This window comes from Fibrobacter sp. UWB5 (genome assembly GCF_002210295.1).
GTDB lineage: Bacteria > Fibrobacterota > Fibrobacteria > Fibrobacterales > Fibrobacteraceae > Fibrobacter.
Map to the genome: position 1 here is coordinate 844673 of NZ_MWQH01000001.1, position 17282 is coordinate 861954.

The following is a 17282-nucleotide window of genomic DNA, read 5'->3' on the forward strand; positions in this document are numbered from 1 at the left end:
TTGTAAAAAAGAAAAAGGAATATAGGGTGCGGATGTGAACATTCTGATTTAAGGGGTGTATTGTTCCGCAATCTAGGTTTTGGGGTATGTTGGTTACTGCTTGCAGCCGATAACGCTGCAAATGGGACATTGCTCGGGCTTGTGGCCGAGGGCCTTGCAGTAAGTGCGCCCGAACAGAATGATTTGAAGGTGACGCTTTTCCCATTCATTTTCGGGGAAGATTTTCTTGAGGTCTTTTTCGGTTTGCTCTACAGAGGAACCGTCGGAAAGTCCCCAGCGCTTGGCAAGACGATGAATGTGCGTGTCCACCGGGAAGGCGGGAACATTGAACGCGTGAATCATCATAACGCTGGCTGTCTTGTGGCCTACGCCGGGGAGCGCTTCAAGTTCTTCGAAGGTCTGCGGAACCACACTGTTGTATTTTTCAACAAGAACCTTGGACAGATTGAAAATGTTCTTGCCCTTGGTGGTTGAAAGACCGCAGGGCTTGATGATTTCGGTGATTTTCTCGACGCCGAGTTTCACCATAGCCTTGGGCGTTTTGGCTTTCTTGTAAAGTTCCTTGGTCACCTGGTTTACGCGGAGGTCGGTGCATTGTGCGCTCAAAACGACCGCGACCAGGAGTGTGTAAGGATCGGAGTAATCAAGTGGAATCGGCGGGTTCGGAAGCAACTCGTCGAGCGTTTCGCTGATGAACTTGATTTTTTCTTTTTTATTCACAGTCGCGTGTGAAGTCTTGCTGCATGTTAAAGCTGGGCATTTCGTCGTGCGGCTTACCGACTTGTACGGCGGGGACGCCTGCGTAAGTCGTGTGTGCCGGAACGTCGCTCACCACCACAGCGCCTGCGCCGATTTTTGCGCCGTCGCCAATGTGAATGTTGCCGAGCAACTGGGCGTGGGCACCGAGCATCACTCCGTTTCCGATTTTCGGATGACGGTCGCCGACTTCGTTACCGGTACCGCCGAGGGTCACGCCGTGCAAGAAACTGACGTTGTTGCCGACTACGGCGGTTTCACCGATGACAATGTTGGTGGCGTGGTCAATCAAGAGACCGTGACCGATTTTGGCGGCCGGATGAATGTCCATGCCGAACTTGCGGCTGATGATGCTTTGGAGCATCTTGGCCGGGAACGAACGACCTTCAAGCCACAAGGCGTGAGCGGCGCGGTAAGCCTGCAGGCCCTGGAAACCTTTGAAGAACAGAAGCGGTTCCAAAAAACTCGTACAAGCCGGGTCACGAAGGACTGTAGCGTACAAGTCCTTGCCTGCGCAAGTGACCAGTTCAGGATACTTGAGATAAAGAATTCCGAAGACCTTTTCAAGTTCGGTGCGGTCAATAACCTCACCTGCAAGCTGACACGAAAGAGTGACCGAAAGCATCGCGGCAAAATTCTTGCTGTTAAGAATTTGTTCCGTAATCATCAGCACCGAAAGCGGTTCGTCGTGAACCAATTTTTCGGCTTCGCAGCGGATTTTCTGTTCTATCTCTTCGACGTTCATTTCTTGGCCTTGTCCTTCGTATCTTCTTCTTCGTCATCCAGAGTGGGAATCACCTTGTTTTCGCGGCAAAGGTTTTCTTCGCGGATCTTGAAGGTAAAGTCTACGAGGTTGTTTTCAAACATTTTCTGGTAAGGTTTTTTCTTCTGCACACTTTCGAGCGCGCAGGTACAGTAGTTGATTCGCTGAATGAGGGACTTTTCGCTGCCGGGCGTACCCTTGCCAAAGACGCATTCGTGCATAATGGCATATTCCATAGCGCGGTCATAGCGGTATTTGCACTTGTTCGGCATGTCGGGTTGGGCTGCCACGCGTTCGATAATGCCTTCGTTCGGAATGCTCGTGAAAACACTACAGGTAAAGATGCCCGCAATAAAGAACAGCAGGCACACGCCCAGGTTGATCAAGAATCGTTTGCCGCGACCAATCTTGTTGTAGCTGCGTTCTACAGCTTCAAAAGCTTGGGTGGCATGGAGTCGGACGTCATCTAAATCGTTATTTGCCATTTAGTTGGTCTCCTGTAGTGTCCAAATGTCCGGTAGGAATCGGTAATCGTTAGCATAGTCGAGCCCGTAACCTACCACGAATTCGTTTGCAATTTCAAAACCTACAAAATCAGCCGTAAGATCGACTTCGCGGCGCTCTTGCTTGTTCAGCAAAACGCAAGTGCGGATCTCTTGGGCGCCCGCTTCCTGGAGCATTTTGCAAAGTCCGAGCATGGTGGTTCCCGTGTCGGCGATGTCGTCGACCATCAGGATTTTCATGCCCTTGAGGTCAATCTTTTCAAGCCCGCGGACCTGGAGCTTGCCGCTGGATTCTGTGGAATTGCCGTAGCTAGAAGCCTTAATGAAGGCTATCGTTTTTTGATAGACCTTGGCGCCTTCGGCCTTGGCGAGTTCGCGGGTCAAGTCGGCGGTAAACATGTAGGCTCCGGTGAGTGCCGAAATCAGGATGTCGTAATCGTAGGCCGCAGCGATTTCGCGGGCAAGTGTGGTTACTCGTTCGCGAATCTCGTTTGCGCTAATCAGCGGTTTTTCGGACATCCTGTACATGCTTCTTATACCTCAAAGTTCAGCCAGCTGAACATGGGCTTGAGTGCCGCAATCTTGCTGGTCGGATACTTCACATATTCCTGATAAGCGGGGAACACCTTGTTTTCGAGGCTCGTCTTGTCGATGCCGAGACCAAGCCAGTCGGCTACGGTAATGAGGCCTGTAATGTGCTTGACTGCAGCGGGGTCGAAACTTTCGAATACGGAATCGATTAACTTTACGAGCTTGGCGTGGAACATGCGTCCCGTACCGCCGAACGAGAAGTGGGTGTGCAATGCCTTCGCTTCTTCGATTAGGTCCTTGATTTCGTCGAAGACCTTCTGGTCATCGTTTTCCATGTAGGCGAGTGCCAGATGGTGAATCTTGGAGTTGATTTCGAGCGAAAGGATTTTGCGCATGGTGTCCGGTAGGGTGTGGTCGGGGTCGGCCAGGCTGTCGATCGAAAGCCCGTGCGAAAGGGCGAAGCTCGAGAACGATTCCGTGATTTCGTTCAAGTACTTCTTGGTCGAAATCTGGTTGATGCGCTTGATCGAGTCGCTCATGAGGTTGCGCATGCGCACCACGTAGGCGGTGGGGTAGGCGGCCTGCAATTCCTGCGTGCTCATGTTCGGGTTTTCCACGAACTTGAGACCGTTCTGTTCGTTTTCGCCATCGGCAACCACCAGGTTGATTCGGCCGAGCATGTCGGTAATGGCGAGCACCGTCGAAATGCGACGTTCGTTGATGTACTTGTCGTAATACTCGGTACGTACAAGCGTCTGGCGCCTGCGAGAAGCAATCTTCGTGGCGACAATCTTCTTGTTCTTTTCCGAATCGTCTTCCAAGTTCAGGTGGAACATGGCGGCCTGTTCGGCTATTTCCTTCACAACCACCGGGACCTTTTCTTCGGCGTAGTTCGTAAACACTTCGGCGCCGTTCCACTTGTGTTCGTTACTCGTGGCGCGGGCAAGAATGCTGATGACTTCGTTCTTGATATGGTGACCATACGGCAGGAACGGTTCCATGAGTTCCATGGCACGCAGGGCGTAGCGCATGTTCTGCACCGGTTCCAGGCCTTCGATGTCGTTGAAGAACCAGCCGCAGCTCGTAAAGCTGAACAGGCAGAACTTCTGGATTTCAAGCAGGCGGATAGCCTTCGCGCACATGTCCGGATCGTTCGGATCCTTGACGGTCTTGGCGAGGAACGCCTTGATGCGGGATTCGTCTTCGGGAGCGACCAGGACTTCCACAAAGTTGTTGCGGGCATCCCACGGGTTCACATCCGAAATCTTTTCGAATTCGCGGTAGAAAATGTCGTCGGCGAGTTTTTTCAGGTGGTTGAATGCGTCGCGCAACGGGCCGCGCCATTTCTGGTTCCAACCCGGGCCACCGCCTGTCGAGCATCCGCAATCGCGGTACCAGCGACCAACGCCGTGAGCGCAGCTCCAGGCGCAACCTTCGCTGTAGAAATTCTTGAGCAACACTTCGTGCTGTGGCGGGAATTCTTCGAGGAACCAACCGTAGTTTACCGGCACCATGTTGTGGTCGGGAGCGTAGTGGTTGTAGAGCCAGGCGGCGCACATGTCGCCAAACGGTTCGTGGTGACCGTAACTTTCGCCATCGGTGCCGATACTTACTAGCTGCGGGTCGTTGCGCTTTTCGTCCCAGGCATCCCTGATGCGGCTGCCGAAGGTGCCTGCGTCGCGCAGCAAGTGCTCAAAGCCCACGGCCGAAGAAAGCCACGGGTTGTAGAAGAATACATCCAGGTAGCCGTCGCAAACGAGTACGCCGTCCTTGTTGCGTGGGTAAATGCGGTACGGGCGAGTCGTGTCGATGTCGGTGTTGCTGCAGCCGGTCCATTCGGTATCGCCCAGCTTGCGGAACTTGTCGGCCTGCGTGGGCGAAAGAATCGTGTACTTGATGCCGGCCTTGATGAGTTCCACCACCGTTTCGAAGTTGATGGCGGTTTCGGCGAGCCACATGGCTTCGGGCATGCGGCCAAAGTGGAACTTGAAATCTTCGATGCCCCAGCGGATCTGCGTCTTTTTGTCTTCGGCGCTTGCGAGCGGCATAATGATGTGGTTGTACACCTGTGCAATCGCGTTGCCGTGACCATTCAGGCGTTCCATGCTGCGCTTGTCGGCTTCTTGAATGCGCTTGTAAGTCGCGGGCGCATTCGTGCGGATCCAACCCATGAGAGTCGGACCCATGTTAAAGCTCATAAAATCGTAGTTGTTGACAATATCGACAATGCGTCCGTTCGGGCTCAAAATACGGCTAGCGGAATTCGGACTATAACATTCACTCGCAATACGGTCATTCCAGTCGTGAAAGGGGCGTGCGCTCGGCTGATTCTCGATAACGCCCGTCCAAGGATTTTCACGAGGCGGCTGGTAAAAGTGACCGTGGATCGTAAAATAAAGGGGGTGCTTCTTTTCCATGTTAACAAATATAAAAAAAGGCTCGCATGGCGAGTCTTTTGATTATTAAATGAGGCTTGGTTTTACTTCACCCTGATTCTCTGCGCGTAGCCTGCAGTGCCGTTCTTGGCGCGTACGATGTAGTTGCCGCGGGCGATGCCGTCGAGGCTGAATTGCAGGGTGCCTGCGGACAGATTGCCCTTGGCGAGGTTTGCAACCTTGTGGCCGAGCATGTCAAAGAGGGCGATGTTTGTGTGGCCCGCCTGCGGAATGGTAATGCTCAGGTTGTTGCCTTGTAACGTAATATTTAATTTGTTTGAAATGCGGCTGGACGCACTTGTGGTGATTTCGGCGACGACCTTGTCCCAGCCGGGCATGTCGTTGAGAGCGATAATGCGTTCGTCGTCCAAGTTCTTTTTCCACATTTCGGTGGTCGTCTTTTCCAAGAAGTTCCCGCTCCAGGTCTGGCTCCAGGTCATCCAGTAGCTCCAATAAGCCTTGTCTTCGGCAATGCTGTCGATGTCCGGAATAGCACCGTTTTCGCTCAAGGCAATCATCTTGCTTGTGCCCACGTCGCTCACAATCTTGTTGTAGTAATTGGCTGCAGAATTGTGGTCGTTCAGCGGGTCATAAATGTCAACAGCGACAATGTCCACGTATTCATCGCCAGGGTACCATGCTGCATTCAGGGCGCTGTAGTCGTAACCGAATTTCGGGTCGGTATTGATGTTCCAGACCCAAATTAGATTATTGAGCTTGTTGGTCTTGACCATGCGATCGAATACCAAGCGGTACAGCTGTACATAGCATTCGGCACTTGCGGTACCCCACCAGAACCAGCCACCGCTTGCCTCGTGAAGCGGGCGCCATACGACGGCGATTCCCTTGTCTTGCAGTTGCTTAAAATAGCCCGAAACAATGTCTACGTCGGCGACAATGTCCTTGTATTCCTGCGAGGTCTCGTCAAGTTCCTGGCATTGTTCGCCCTTGAAAGCCTTGGTGTAGTTAAAGCAGGTATTTGTGTTCGAAGTGCCCATGACGCCTTCGGTGCAGCCGGGGTTGTTAAAGCCTGCGGGAGTGCCCTGTGTGTAGAATACGGTATCTTCGCCGACTTTCCAGTGCCAAGTATAAGTCGGAATGCCGCCCATGTTCCACAAGTCTTCGGTCATGAGCAGGTTGTTTTCGGTGTAGCCCTTGAACCAGCCTTCTTCGTGGTGGCCGCCTGCGGCAAACAGCATGTCGAAGCCGCCGATAGCGGGGTAGTGGCCGCTACGCTTGTAGAATTCGGCAATGTCGGTCTGGCCCTTCCACGAGACTTCTTCGTCGCTGAACTTGCAAGAGTCCGCGGGCGTGCATTCGCCGGGGCCCAAGAGTTTCATGTCGCCATAATTGTAGTTGAAATTCTGGTCGCTAATCATCATGCCGCTAACGGTCTTTTTGCCGAAGTTTTCGCGGAGGAAGGAATAGAGTTTCTTCGCGCTTTCGCTGGCGTTCGGCGTGACTGGTGCAGTTCCGATGTTGAATGTCGGGTCGGGGTGGCGTTCCACGGTAATGTAGTCCACGCCAAGAGCCTGGTTACCCACGGTAATTTTGTTTTCGCCGGCCTTCATTTTGGCCGATGCCGAAACCACGTAGCTCGAATCGCAATTGCGCGGGGTGGTAAGCATGGAGCCTACATCCACACCGTTGACCGCGATTTTAGAGGTGGTCCAGTCGTATTGCTTGATTAAAACCTTGGTGGTAATATCGTAGACGGCGGTTTCTTCGACCTTGACGGTGAACGTGATGCCGCTAGGGTCTGCGGTCTTTGCGTACTTTCCGCCCGAAAATTCGGCGCCTTCGGCAACGCTAGCGCCAGGCAAATCTTCGGCTTCGTACATGGTGGGGGCTGCAAAAGCAGACACCATAGAGAATGCGGACAGCGCCGCGAGTAATTTACATCCCATACAACACTCCTTAATTTATGCCTTAAATATACCTCCGAATGGCCGTGATTTTCATTTTGAAAGCAAAAAAGCGGAAAAGATGTTGTCTTTTCCGCAATAATCGTTTTACGCGTTTTTTAGCGAAATTTGGCTATTTTAGCGTGATTTTGAGGCTCTGAGTCAATCCGTTCGCCTGGATTTTTACTAGGTACGGTCCGCGGGCGAGGCGTGAAAGCGCAATCGTGCCGTTCTGGCTCATCTTTTTCGCGAGCACGCGGTTTCCTTGCAAATCGTAAATCGAGATTTGTGCCGTTGAGGCGTTCAAGTTCACCTGCAAATCGTGACCGACAAGCCGGATGGCGGGGGCCGCTTTCTTGGAGGTGGCGATTGCGGTCGGCTGCATTTCGTACTTGTCCCAGCCGGGCATGTCTTCGAGCGTGATAATGTAGTCGTTGTTCATCACCGTCTTCCAGCTTTCGGCGTTGTTGTCGTTGGCCCAGCCTTCCATGGCGTAGTCGCCGTACCAAGGCATGAACCAGCTCCAGTTGGCGCCATCGGCCTTCATTTCGTCGGGGTAGGGCACGGAGCCATTTTCAGACAAGGTGACAATCTTTTTGGCGCCGTACATTTCCTTGACTTTTTCGAAGGAACTCACGAGAGAGGCGTGGTTTGCTTCGCGGGGGTAGTAGTAATAGTCGCGGCCTACGACGTCTACGTATTCGTCGCCCGGGTACCAATCCAGTGCATCGGGGGCTTCGTCGGTGGTCCAGACCCAAATCAGGTTGTGCAGCCCCTTCTTGTTCACGAAGGTGTCGAACATGAGCTTGTACAAGGCCACGCAAGGCTTTGCGCCATCGGTGCCCCACCAGAACCACTTTCCGCTCGCTTCATGCAGCGGGCGCCACAGCACGGCAACGCCTTCTTTCTGGAGCGTAAGCAGCGAATCGGCAATCATTTCCATGTCGCGCATAAGGGCCTTGTATTCGTCGCTGTCGGTTTTCCACTTGCCGGTGGTGGTGTCGTAAGCAAGCCCGATGCTGAATTCCGTGTAAGGGTCGTTTCCGCTGGATTGCGTGTAGAACGCTTCTACAGTGTGCATCGGGTCTTTCCAGTGCCAGTTGAATTGCGGAATGCCGCCTTTTTTCCATACGGTCTTTGCCATTTCCAAGGAGGCATGTGTATAGCCTTGATACCACTGCTGGTCAGAACTCTTGCCGGAAGAATGCAAGAAATCGAAACCGACGAGTACCACGTTCTTGCCGCTCGCCTTGTTGATATAGCTGAGTTCGGTTTGGGTGTCAAAATCCTGCGGGGTGTACTGCCCGTTGTTTTCGAAGGGGCGTTCGGTCATCACGCCGCTGATCGTGCGCTTGCCGAAATTGCTGTAAAGAAAGTTGTAAAGCTTCTGGGCGCTTTCGGTGGGCTCCGGAGTGACGGGCTTGGGGCTGATGTTCCAGGGGGTCGCCTCGTATTCCGAAATTTCGATGTAGTCAACGGCCACCCATCCCCAGGAATGGACAATCCCGATTGCGTTTTCACCTTTTTTTAGCTTGATTTTACCCGCCGCCTTGAGGACCTTAAAATCATCGGAAACTCCGAAGGTCACCTGGCCGGCGGAGCTTCCGTTCAAAGTCAGATTCTGGGTCTTGCTGCCGCGATCGGTGGGGAGTTTGTAGCTTACGTACAGCGTGTAGTAGCCGTCGCTTGGCATGTTGACGGTGAATGCGAGGTCGCCATCGGCCATTTCTACGTACTTGCCGCCCGAGGCTTTTGCGTCGGTCAATGTCTCGATTTTATGGTCGTCGGCAGGTACGGCGTCTTCGGCTTCGATGCGGATGGCCGCTGCCATGGAGTAGGTCGAAAAAGCGAGCGCTGTCGCGGTTAAAAACTTGTAGGTATTCATACAACCTCCGGTTCCATTTTAAAATACATTATTTTCCCCGAAATTGAAAATTCATTGTTCAAATAGAAGAATCCCCGCGGCAAACTTGCGTCGACCACGGGGATTCTAGGAGTCATGAAGAGAAACTTACTTGATTAATACCGGCTGGGTAGCGGCAATGCCTGCGCCCTTGACGCGCACGATGTAGCGGCCCTTGGGCATGTCGGCGAGGCTGAATGCGCTGGTGCCTGCGGCGAGGTTGCCCTTGTAGAGCGTTGCCACGCGCTTGCCGTTCATACCGAACACTTCGACGGCAACCATGCCAGCCTTGGCGGTAGTGAGCGAGACGGTCTTGCCCGAGACGCCGAGCTTGGCGGAGGCGCTAGCCTTGGCGACTACCGGCTTGATGGCGGCAGGTGCGCCAGATTCGTCGACGAGCTCGATCTTTGCGATGTGACCCTTGCTCTGGTCGGCGGCGGTGAAGAGTTCGGTCTTCTTGTCGAATGCGGAAATCACCTTACCGTTGTCGGCGACGAGTTCATCGAAAATCACGGTTCCTTCGAAGCCTACTGCTGCAACCATGAGCGTTACAGAGAAGAGGTTGTCGAGATCGATCGGGTGTTCTACCTTGTCATCGTCTTCGTACTTGGTGATGTCGAATTCGCAAGTAGCGGAGGCACCGTCGTTGATCCAGCAGCCGGTGGAGGTAGACATTTCCCAAGTCCAACCGTCATCTGCCATACCGTTGCGGACAAAGGCGAGACCAACCCAGATGCCATTGTCTGCACCGCCGGAACCGTTATTCGTAATCTTCAAGGAAACTGTCGTTGCACCAGTGAGGTTCGGAACCTTTTTGAGTTCGATGTTTGCACCGCTGTCGTTCAAGGCAGTGTAGGTCACAGCCATCATCAGGTTCTTGTAGTCTTCAGGAGTTGCTTCGCCGGCACCATACTTGGCGTTTTCGGTCGAGGTCGGGCATGCCTTTGTTGCAGAGGCTGCTTCATTATAGTTGTCCCAACCCGGCATTTCGTCGAGCGTGATGATTCGTTCGTCGGCGAGGTTCTTCTGCCATACGCTTGCGGCGGTTTGGCTCACGTAGCCTGCGGACCAGGAATCATACCACGGCATCCACCAGCTCCACGGGGCGTTTTCTTCGTACATTTTGTCTACATCGGGAATCGGGCCGTTTTCGCTGAGGGCGATAATCTTGTTGGTGCCGCCCTTGTTGGCAAAGTCGATGAATGCAGCGCTGTTGCTCTGGTGATCGTTTGCCTTGTTGTAAATGTCAACGCTAAGAACGTCGTAGTAGGTTTCGCCCGGAGTCCAGGAAAGCTTGGAGGCATCTTGCGGGTTAAAGTCCCAAATCAAGTTGTTCACGCCGTTCTTGAACACCATGCGTTCATAGAGCAACTGGTAGAGGGCGATAAACTGCTTGCCCGTATTGATGCTCCACCAGAACCAGTTTCCGCCGGATTCGTGCAACGGGCGGAAGATGGCGGCAACGCCTTCTTTCTGGAGGTCCAAGAAAATCTGGGAAACGTGGTCGATATCTCCGACAATTGCCTTGTAAGCGGCAGAAGTCGTATCCCAAGTGGTGGAACCCTTGATGAATGCTTCGGAGAAGTCGAATTCGGTGTAGGTGTCATGAGCACCCTTCACGTAGAATTCAACTTCGTCACCCGGGCGCCAGTGCCACGTGAAGGCCGGAATGCCGCCCTTCTTCCAGGTGGTTTTTGCGATATCGATAGCCTTTTCGGTGTACTGCTGGAACCAGCCTTCGTCCTTGTTGGCGCCGGTTGCGTTCATGAGGTCTGCACCGATGAGTGCCGGGTACTTGCCGCCGGCCTTGAAAACTGCTTGCACGTCTTCGTGCTGGGTGGCGTCGCCAATGGTGTAGGCATCCATGTTGCCGGTCATTACGCCAGAAATAGTCTTCTTGCCAAAGTTATTGACCAGGAAGTTGTAAAGTTTGATTGCAGACGGGGTAGCGTTCTTGGTAACGGGAGCGTTGCAAAGGGTGAATGCCTTGGCTTCGAATTCCTTGACTTCGATGTAGTCTACATCGATCCAACCCCAGCTATTGGTAATGGCGATCGTGTTTGCGCCTGCTGCAAGTGTAAGGACGGTTTCGACATCGACAAACTTGCCTTTGTCTGTAACCGGGAAGGAAACCTGAGAGGTAGTACTGCCGACACCGACATAGTTGATCTTGTCGCCACCGTAGTTGTTCATGTAGTGGACCACTACGCTGTATTGGCCGGCTTTCTCGACGGTAACAGCGGGGAACGTGATGTCGCCGCCGTTCATCTTGACGTACTTGCCGCCCGATGCTTCGGTATTGGAGGCGACAGCTGCGTCTTTGGTGAGTGTTCCGTCTTCGGCTTCGTACTGCGCCGCACTTGCAGATGCTGCAGCGGCAAGGCCGAATGCGAGAAGGGTTTTAGTAAATTCCATAACAGACTCCTATATTGTCGTCTTGGAAAATAGGTTTTAAAAAACGCAAATCAAAGAATATTTTGAATTGTGTTGAATAAATCGTTGGGTAATTCTCAACAAAAAAAATCCGCCAAAATGGCGGATTTCGTAGATTGCAGTTTACAAAAAACTTGCGTTTTTATAACTCGATGCCCGTTTTTTCGTGGAATCGGAACCCGAATGTAAACGTGCGTTCTTCACCGGGCGGGATCACAATGAGTCCGCGGTGGTGATTCAAGGCGTCGGGTTCTGCCGTCATGGGCTCGATGGCGATGCTCATGCGGTCAGGCGGAGTGTAAATCTGAATGGCGTTGTATTGCTCGACGCCGGCTTTCTGCCAAATATCAAGCGAATAGTTGTCGCTTTCGAGCGATACGTGAGCGTTGTTGATAAAGTCAGAACCGTTGGCCTGCAATTCGGTGACGTCTTTTTCGAGGCAGAAGCAATCGTTGATGAATTCGTCGTTGATCTTGCGGCCGTTTTCGAAACGGGTGTCTTCCTTGAATTCTCCAGTCGGAATGTCGGCCTTGTCCAACAGGGCAAGCGAGCAGCTGGGCAATTTCATGGTCAAGTTGTCAATCTTTTCGCCCAAAGTAAAGTAGGGGTGCCAGCCTTCGGAATACGGCATGTCGGTGCTGCCGATGTTCTTGACCGTCGAAGAAATCGAAACGCTTTCGCCCGTGAAGGTGATGGCGTTGGTGGCGCGATAGGGGAACGGGAAACCGGCAAATGCGCCCGGCCAGTCACAAGTGAAAATGGCGGTGCAGCTGTCGTTTTCGCTTTCAAAGGATTCGAATTCCCATTCCTTGTCTTGCAGGAATCCGTGCAGGGCGTGCGGAGCCCAGCTTACGTTGTTCACAAGTTCGTAGGTCTTGCCCTGCCAGGTGAATTTGGCGTAGGCCGTGCGGCCGGGGAAGGGGGTAAGCCTGCAACCGGCGTTGGTGTCTGGCGAAATTTTTCTAAGGGTAGGTTCGTCCTTGTAGCCGTAGAGCAAATCGAGCATGGTCGAGGTGCGGGTATTTTGCTGATTTTCTACGGGGACTCGCCAACCGTTGAGTCCGCAGCCAAAGCCGTTCAGGATTTCAAATTCGGCTCCGTCATCGCGTTGTAAAACAAAACAGGGAATGGCGCCCAGGGGGCGGAAAATTAGTTTGAACTGACTCATAGGCTAATAAATGTACAATAAATCGCGAGAAAATGCCCTATTGCAATAATCAAATAAGAAAATATTAAAATACAATGTGTCAATTTTCGTACATAAATGAAGGTCTCGGGCGCTTTTGCTATCTTTGCCGCCATGGATTCCCAGACGATTGTAGCTCCGATGACGCCTGCAGGCGTGAGTGCCGTGGCGGCCCTCCGAGTGAGCGGTACGCAGGTGCGTCTGGTGGTGGAACGCCTGTTTGGAACAAAGGCGGCCAAGGGGTTAAAGCCCCGCATGGCAAATCTCGGCACGGCCCGCGATCCCGAATCGGGCAAGGTGCTCGATAGCCTTCTGTACATTTATTTTGAATCGCCGAATTCCTACACCGGCGAAGACGTGCTGGAACTTTACCCCCACGGAAACCCGCTGATCGTGCGCGACTTGCTGCAGGCAATTCGCAGCATCGAGGGGGTACGCCTGGCCGAACCCGGCGAATACACGCGCCGCGCCTTCTTGAACGGCAAGATGGACTTGACGCAGGCCGAATCGGTGGCCGACGTGATTCACAGCGCGAACCGCGCGGAACTGGAAAATGCCCACCGCCTGCTTTCGGGCGCGCTTTCGAAAAAGATTGCAACGCTCACGGCGCAGGTGAAAGATATCTCGGCCCGCCTCGAGCTTGATGTGGACTTTGCCGAAGAAGAAGCCGACCCCGATTTTGCGGGCTGGCAAGAAAGGTTTGAAAACATCCGCACGACAATCCTGCAGATTTTGAATAGTTTCCGCGGCAAGGCGAACCTGAGCAGGCTCCCGCTGGCCGTTCTTTACGGCGCTCCGAATGCGGGCAAGTCAAGCCTGGTGAATGCGCTCCTCGGCGAAGACCGCGTGCTCGTGAGCAATGTTCCGGGCACCACGCGCGACTTTGTCGAAGTCCGCCTGTTTCTAGATGGCGGTGAAATCCGACTGGTCGATACTGCGGGCATCGCAGAGCATGCCACCGACGAACTCGATGCGCTCAGCATGAAAAAGTCCCGCGAGATTCTGGAAGAAGCGGACCTCAAGATTTTGGTCCTCGATGGAACCGATTCAAGCGAACCGGTTGTTCCGCCCGATTTTATAGTCCACTCCAAGTGCGACGTGCGCGAGTCCCTCCCGAAAACTGGATTCTGCATTTCTTCGAAAACGGGTGCGGGCCTTGCCGAACTCAAGAGCGTCATGAACGCCGCCTTGTTCAAAAAGTCCGACAACGCCGAAGACCTCTGGATTACCAGCGAGCGCGAAAAGGCTTGCCTCGAAGACGCCTACGCCGGCGTGAACCGCGTGCTCGACCTGCTCCGTAGAAATCCGGCGGTAGAACTGCTCGCCTTTGAAATGCAGCTTGTCCGTAGGTCGCTCCAGAGCATAACGGGCGAAATTTCGTCCGAAGACATTTTACAATCTATTTTCGCGGGGTTCTGCATTGGAAAGTAGTTACATCGGTGCTTTGCTTGCCATTTTCATGTTCGGCTCCTACATGGTGCCCCTTAAAAAATGGCCGAATTATTCCAGCTGGGCCTACCTTTCGATGATGACCTTGGGCGCGCTTCTGAGTGCGCTTGTCGTTGCGTTCTATACGGGAACCTTCAATGTGCACCCGATTGGCGTGCTTTGCGGCCTCATGTGGGTCGTGGGTGGCGCCTTCTGTTTCTGGGCGGTGCAGGCCGAAGCCGACCTCGCGGGCGCCGGCGTGCGTTCCATGGGCGTGAGTATTCTGGCTTCGTTCCTTTCGGGCGTGCTCTTGTTCGGCGAACAGTCCAAATTCTTCCTCTCGATTCCGGCCATTGCGTGCTTCTTGATTGGGCTTTCGCGTTTGTCGCCGTCGCATGGCGGCTCCGTATTCAAGAACTGGCGTTCCCTTTTGGGCGGCTTTGCCTTCGGTACCTACCTGATTCCCTATAAGCTTGCAGTTCAGTCGGGCCTCTCGATGACCGATGTCGAATTCCTCTGCCCGTTTACCATCGGCCTTTTTATTGGCAGCCAGGCTCTGATTGCCGTGCTTGAAATCCGCCGCAAAAAAATGTTCGAATACAAACTCGTGCCGAGTCTAGTCACCATTGTGATGGGCGTGCTCTGGATGGTCGGCATGCACGGCTGCTTCTGGGCTATCGATGTGAACGGCGCGCTCGGCTATGCTATCGGTTACCCGCTTACGCAGCTGAACTTGCTGGTGAACCTCGGCTGGGGCGTCTTCGTTTTTGGCGAATACAAAACGGCCCGCGAACGAATCAAGCTGCTCTTGGCGACCTTCATCATTCTCGCGGGCGCTGTGTTGCTGACCCTTTCGAAGGGCTAGCGGGGCGTTTGCCCCTCTTTTACTTTATCGCGATCTTCTTTGCGGCAAGGCCGTTGACTTTGACCATGTAGATTCCGCTCTGCACGTTGTCGAGCTTGAGCGTTGCCTTGCCGGCGGTCAGCGGGCTGCTTGCGATTTTGGAACCGTTCAGCGTGAAGAGTTCTACGCTTGAGGCTCGTACGCCTGCGGCGTTAACTGCGAGTGTGCGGCCCTGCAAACGAACATCGAATGACTGCGCCTTTGCAATATTGGACTTGGGAATGGCGCTTCCAAAGGTGTCAATTTCAATCGATTTTTCGTCATAACGGGTGGCGAGGGCCATCAGGTACCAGGTGCTGTGCGGCAGCCACTGTTCCACCCAGCGCCAGTTGTGCCAAGGTTCGTCGTAAGGGAAACCCACATATTCAACGCCGTCGTCATCCCAAGCGATTTCCGAGCCGTCCTTGTTCTTGCCGGTAATGCCGTTTGCGATACCGCCCTCGAGGGTGGCGTCGTAATCGGAGGTGCCGTCGTACTTGGCCGGGTTCTTCTTGCCGATGCCGTACATCATGCTCACGCCGTAGGGGTTCTTGCCTAAAATCCAGTCGAGCTGGTTTGCTGCATACTTGTCTCCGCCATCGTGGCCTTCGATTTTGTGCATCGAGTGGGTGGCGTATGCTACAGCGGCCGCAAGACTTGCGATACGGGCGTCTTCGCCCTGCCACCAGTAGCCACTCTCGTTATCGTGCGGAATAAAGAATCCTTCCTTGATCTCTCCGCCAGTCTTGTATGCCTGGCGAGCGTAACCGAACGGGTTCTCGACCTTGTCCGTAATGCTGAGTAGCCAGTCGTAGTGCTTTTTGATGGTGTCGCCGACATCCAGGGAATTGCAACGTCCTCCGGTACAGAACAGCAATCCGACTTCGGCATATCGGATGAGGGCGATGAGCGGAAGTCCCGCATCGCTCGCGTGCCAGAACGGGCGCGTCTTGTCGTCGTCGCTCCAGAAATAGCCATCTTTGCTCAGGCGTCCCGAGAGGCTTTCGGCGCGCTTGTCCGCGTCGAGCAAATATTCGCTTTTTCCCGTTGTCGCATACAGTTCGGTTGCCGCAAGGAGTGCCGTGTAGTCGTCGATGATATTTTCCTTGCCGTCGTCACAGTAGGCACAGTTTCCGCCGATGCTCTGTTTTTCGGACAGGTGGGCGTAGGCTTTTTCGGCTGCTTCAAGGTATTGTTCGCTGGTGTAGTCGCCATTTACTCGGAGAGCTGCCACACGGGCAAGGCCTGCAATTGCCATGCCGCCGCCTTCGCGGAATGCCGTCTGGTAATTGCTGCTCTTTTTGCCGTCGTCGCCGCTAAAGGCACACAGGTAGCGGCTCCCCATGCCCCAGTTGTCGAACACCGTCATGTAGAAGAATCCCTGTTCGTCCAGCATGCGTACCAAGAAGTCCGCGCCGTAGGCGGCTTCTTCTGCGGTCTTTGCCTTGGTGCTTGTCGATGCCAGCAGCGTCGGAATGCGTTCTGCTGCGAATGCGAGCGACCACACCGTCAAGGGAATCTGCTGCGGGTTCAGGTAGTTTGCGTAAGAAAGGTGACTCAGGTACTTGCTCACGTCGCCGCTTGCGTCATACCAACCGCCGTGAACATCGCGCGTGACGTTGTCTTTGCCGTAAACGGGAACCTTCTGGTCCCATTCGTTAATGGGGGCCTTGTCGGCGCGATCGTTGTAGAAGTAGTCGAGCACCTTGCCCAGCGTGTTCTTGGCGAGCGCCTTGTCGTCAACGGTGAATTCTGCCGAAGTCGAGGGACTGCCCGCGGTGAGGCTCAGGTAGAACTTGCCGGTGTGGGGGAGCGAATCCCCTAAGTTAACCGTGTAGAACTTGCCGCTTCTGGCCCAGTTGTCCGGGTTTTCGCCTTTCTTGAACGTTCCGCTCTTGACCGTTGCTCCGGTCGTGCCGCCGTCGGGAGCGTAGAAAAGCGTCCATTCGGTGCCTTCGAGTTCCTCAGTGCTCTGCACCACAATCGAAATCGGCTGGCCCTGATCGTAGCCCGCTTCGTTAAAGAAAAACGTGTTGTCAGCGAATGCGGAAACCGCAAGCGCAAAGGGGAGAAGTTTGCAAACTGTATTCATAGGCTTGAATATAATTTATTGCCCCCCGAATATCAACAACCCGGCGTAAAAGTGTGTTTTCAGTCAAAACAACACCCCCTAGGAACACCTTGTGCGAAAAGATATTTTTACGTGACTGTACCCATGGCTTGCGGACAAGCTGTTTTTGTGATGGGGGAGGCCTCCCCCTCGGCAAAGCCTGTAGTCTTTGCCGACCCCCTCGCCTAGGGGCACTGCCCCTAAAACCCTCTTTTTAAAATAAAAAGGAACAAGATAAACTATTATGTCAATATTTGTCTCTCAAAAAAGTATATATTTCAAAGTATGGGAAATGCTGCGCTGACATATAAAACGAGGGTTCCCTTGCGGGAACCCTATTTAGTGCTAGTTTTTCAGCTTATTACTGGCGAAAAACCTCATTTCCTAAGTCACTAATGACCATATTATAATATTTTTATTTGCAAAAGTCAATAGAAGGAGCAAATA

At 53.4% G+C, this 17282-nt stretch carries 12 protein-coding genes; 2 read left to right on the plus strand and 10 right to left on the minus strand.

Annotated elements, in window-relative coordinates; all coding sequences use genetic code 11:
- Positions 1–93 precede the first annotated feature (93 nt).
- From nth to B7989_RS03540, 9 genes are all read right to left on the minus strand, one after another.
- The gene (nth, locus tag B7989_RS03500; protein ID WP_088627205.1) at positions 94–720 is read right to left on the minus strand and encodes an endonuclease III; all 627 of its coding nucleotides are present in this window, start codon (positions 718–720) and stop codon (positions 94–96) included.
- Entirely contained in the window at positions 713–1501 is a 789-nt protein-coding gene (gene cysE / locus B7989_RS03505) for a serine O-acetyltransferase (protein WP_088627206.1), read from the minus strand. The genes nth and cysE overlap by 8 nt, the downstream gene beginning before the upstream one ends.
- The gene (locus B7989_RS03510; protein WP_088627207.1) at positions 1498–2004 is read right to left on the minus strand and encodes a hypothetical protein; all 507 of its coding nucleotides are present in this window, start codon (positions 2002–2004) and stop codon (positions 1498–1500) included. The genes cysE and B7989_RS03510 overlap by 4 nt, the downstream gene beginning before the upstream one ends.
- The gene (gene hpt / locus B7989_RS03515; RefSeq protein WP_088627208.1) at positions 2005–2550 is read right to left on the minus strand and encodes a hypoxanthine phosphoribosyltransferase; all 546 of its coding nucleotides are present in this window, start codon (positions 2548–2550) and stop codon (positions 2005–2007) included. It lies immediately after the preceding gene.
- Between the two features lie 5 nt (positions 2551–2555).
- Positions 2556–4970 carry a DUF3536 domain-containing protein gene (locus B7989_RS03520; protein WP_088627209.1) on the minus strand — a complete coding sequence of 805 codons (2415 nt, stop codon included), beginning with the start codon at positions 4968–4970 and terminating at the stop codon, positions 2556–2558.
- 62 nt (positions 4971–5032) lie between these two features.
- A complete protein-coding gene (locus tag B7989_RS03525; RefSeq protein ID WP_088627210.1) occupies positions 5033–6895 on the minus strand; it encodes a glycosyl hydrolase in 1863 nt (620 codons plus the stop codon).
- A gap of 130 nt (positions 6896–7025) precedes the next feature.
- A complete protein-coding gene (locus B7989_RS03530) occupies positions 7026–8777 on the minus strand; it encodes a glycosyl hydrolase (protein ID WP_088627211.1) in 1752 nt (583 codons plus the stop codon).
- A 126-nt stretch (positions 8778–8903) separates the two neighbouring features.
- Positions 8904–11210 (minus strand): glycosyl hydrolase, encoded by a 2307-nt coding sequence (locus B7989_RS03535; RefSeq protein ID WP_088627212.1) that lies wholly within the window; start codon positions 11208–11210, stop codon positions 8904–8906.
- Positions 11211–11370: 160 nt separating this feature from the next.
- Positions 11371–12396: an aldose 1-epimerase gene (locus tag B7989_RS03540; RefSeq protein ID WP_088627213.1), complete on the minus strand. Its 1026-nt coding sequence runs from the start codon at positions 12394–12396 to the stop codon at positions 11371–11373.
- A 96-nt stretch (positions 12397–12492) separates the two neighbouring features.
- Between B7989_RS03540 and mnmE the strand changes: the two genes are divergently transcribed.
- Positions 12493–13845 carry a tRNA uridine-5-carboxymethylaminomethyl(34) synthesis GTPase MnmE gene (mnmE, locus tag B7989_RS03545; RefSeq protein WP_233144229.1) on the plus strand — a complete coding sequence of 451 codons (1353 nt, stop codon included), beginning with the start codon at positions 12493–12495 and terminating at the stop codon, positions 13843–13845.
- Positions 13835–14707, plus strand: a complete 873-nt coding sequence (locus B7989_RS03550; RefSeq protein WP_088627214.1) for a GRP family sugar transporter — start codon at positions 13835–13837, stop codon at positions 14705–14707. The genes mnmE and B7989_RS03550 overlap by 11 nt, the downstream gene beginning before the upstream one ends.
- A gap of 19 nt (positions 14708–14726) precedes the next feature.
- On the opposite strand, the gene B7989_RS03555 is transcribed toward B7989_RS03550, so the two are convergent.
- Entirely contained in the window at positions 14727–16817 is a 2091-nt protein-coding gene (locus B7989_RS03555) for a glycoside hydrolase family 9 protein (protein WP_088627215.1), read from the minus strand.
- Positions 16818–17282 lie beyond the last annotated feature (465 nt).

Excerpts from the sequence above, each read along its gene's own strand:
- cysE (WP_088627206.1), bottom strand. The coding sequence starts at position 1,501 with ATGAACGTCGAAGAGATAGAACAGAAAATCCGCTGCGAAGCCGAAAAA.
- B7989_RS03510 (WP_088627207.1), bottom strand. The coding sequence starts at position 2,004 with ATGGCAAATAACGATTTAGATGACGTCCGACTCCATGCCACCCAAGCT.
- hpt (WP_088627208.1), bottom strand. The coding sequence starts at position 2,550 with ATGTACAGGATGTCCGAAAAACCGCTGATTAGCGCAAACGAGATTCGC.
- B7989_RS03520 (WP_088627209.1), bottom strand. The coding sequence starts at position 4,970 with ATGGAAAAGAAGCACCCCCTTTATTTTACGATCCACGGTCACTTTTAC.
- B7989_RS03525 (WP_088627210.1), bottom strand. The coding sequence starts at position 6,895 with ATGGGATGTAAATTACTCGCGGCGCTGTCCGCATTCTCTATGGTGTCT.
- B7989_RS03530 (WP_088627211.1), bottom strand. The coding sequence starts at position 8,777 with ATGAATACCTACAAGTTTTTAACCGCGACAGCGCTCGCTTTTTCGACC.
- B7989_RS03535 (WP_088627212.1), bottom strand. The coding sequence starts at position 11,210 with ATGGAATTTACTAAAACCCTTCTCGCATTCGGCCTTGCCGCTGCAGCA.
- B7989_RS03540 (WP_088627213.1), bottom strand. The coding sequence starts at position 12,396 with ATGAGTCAGTTCAAACTAATTTTCCGCCCCCTGGGCGCCATTCCCTGT.
- mnmE (WP_233144229.1), top strand. The coding sequence starts at position 12,493 with ATGAAGGTCTCGGGCGCTTTTGCTATCTTTGCCGCCATGGATTCCCAG.
- B7989_RS03555 (WP_088627215.1), bottom strand. The coding sequence starts at position 16,817 with ATGAATACAGTTTGCAAACTTCTCCCCTTTGCGCTTGCGGTTTCCGCA.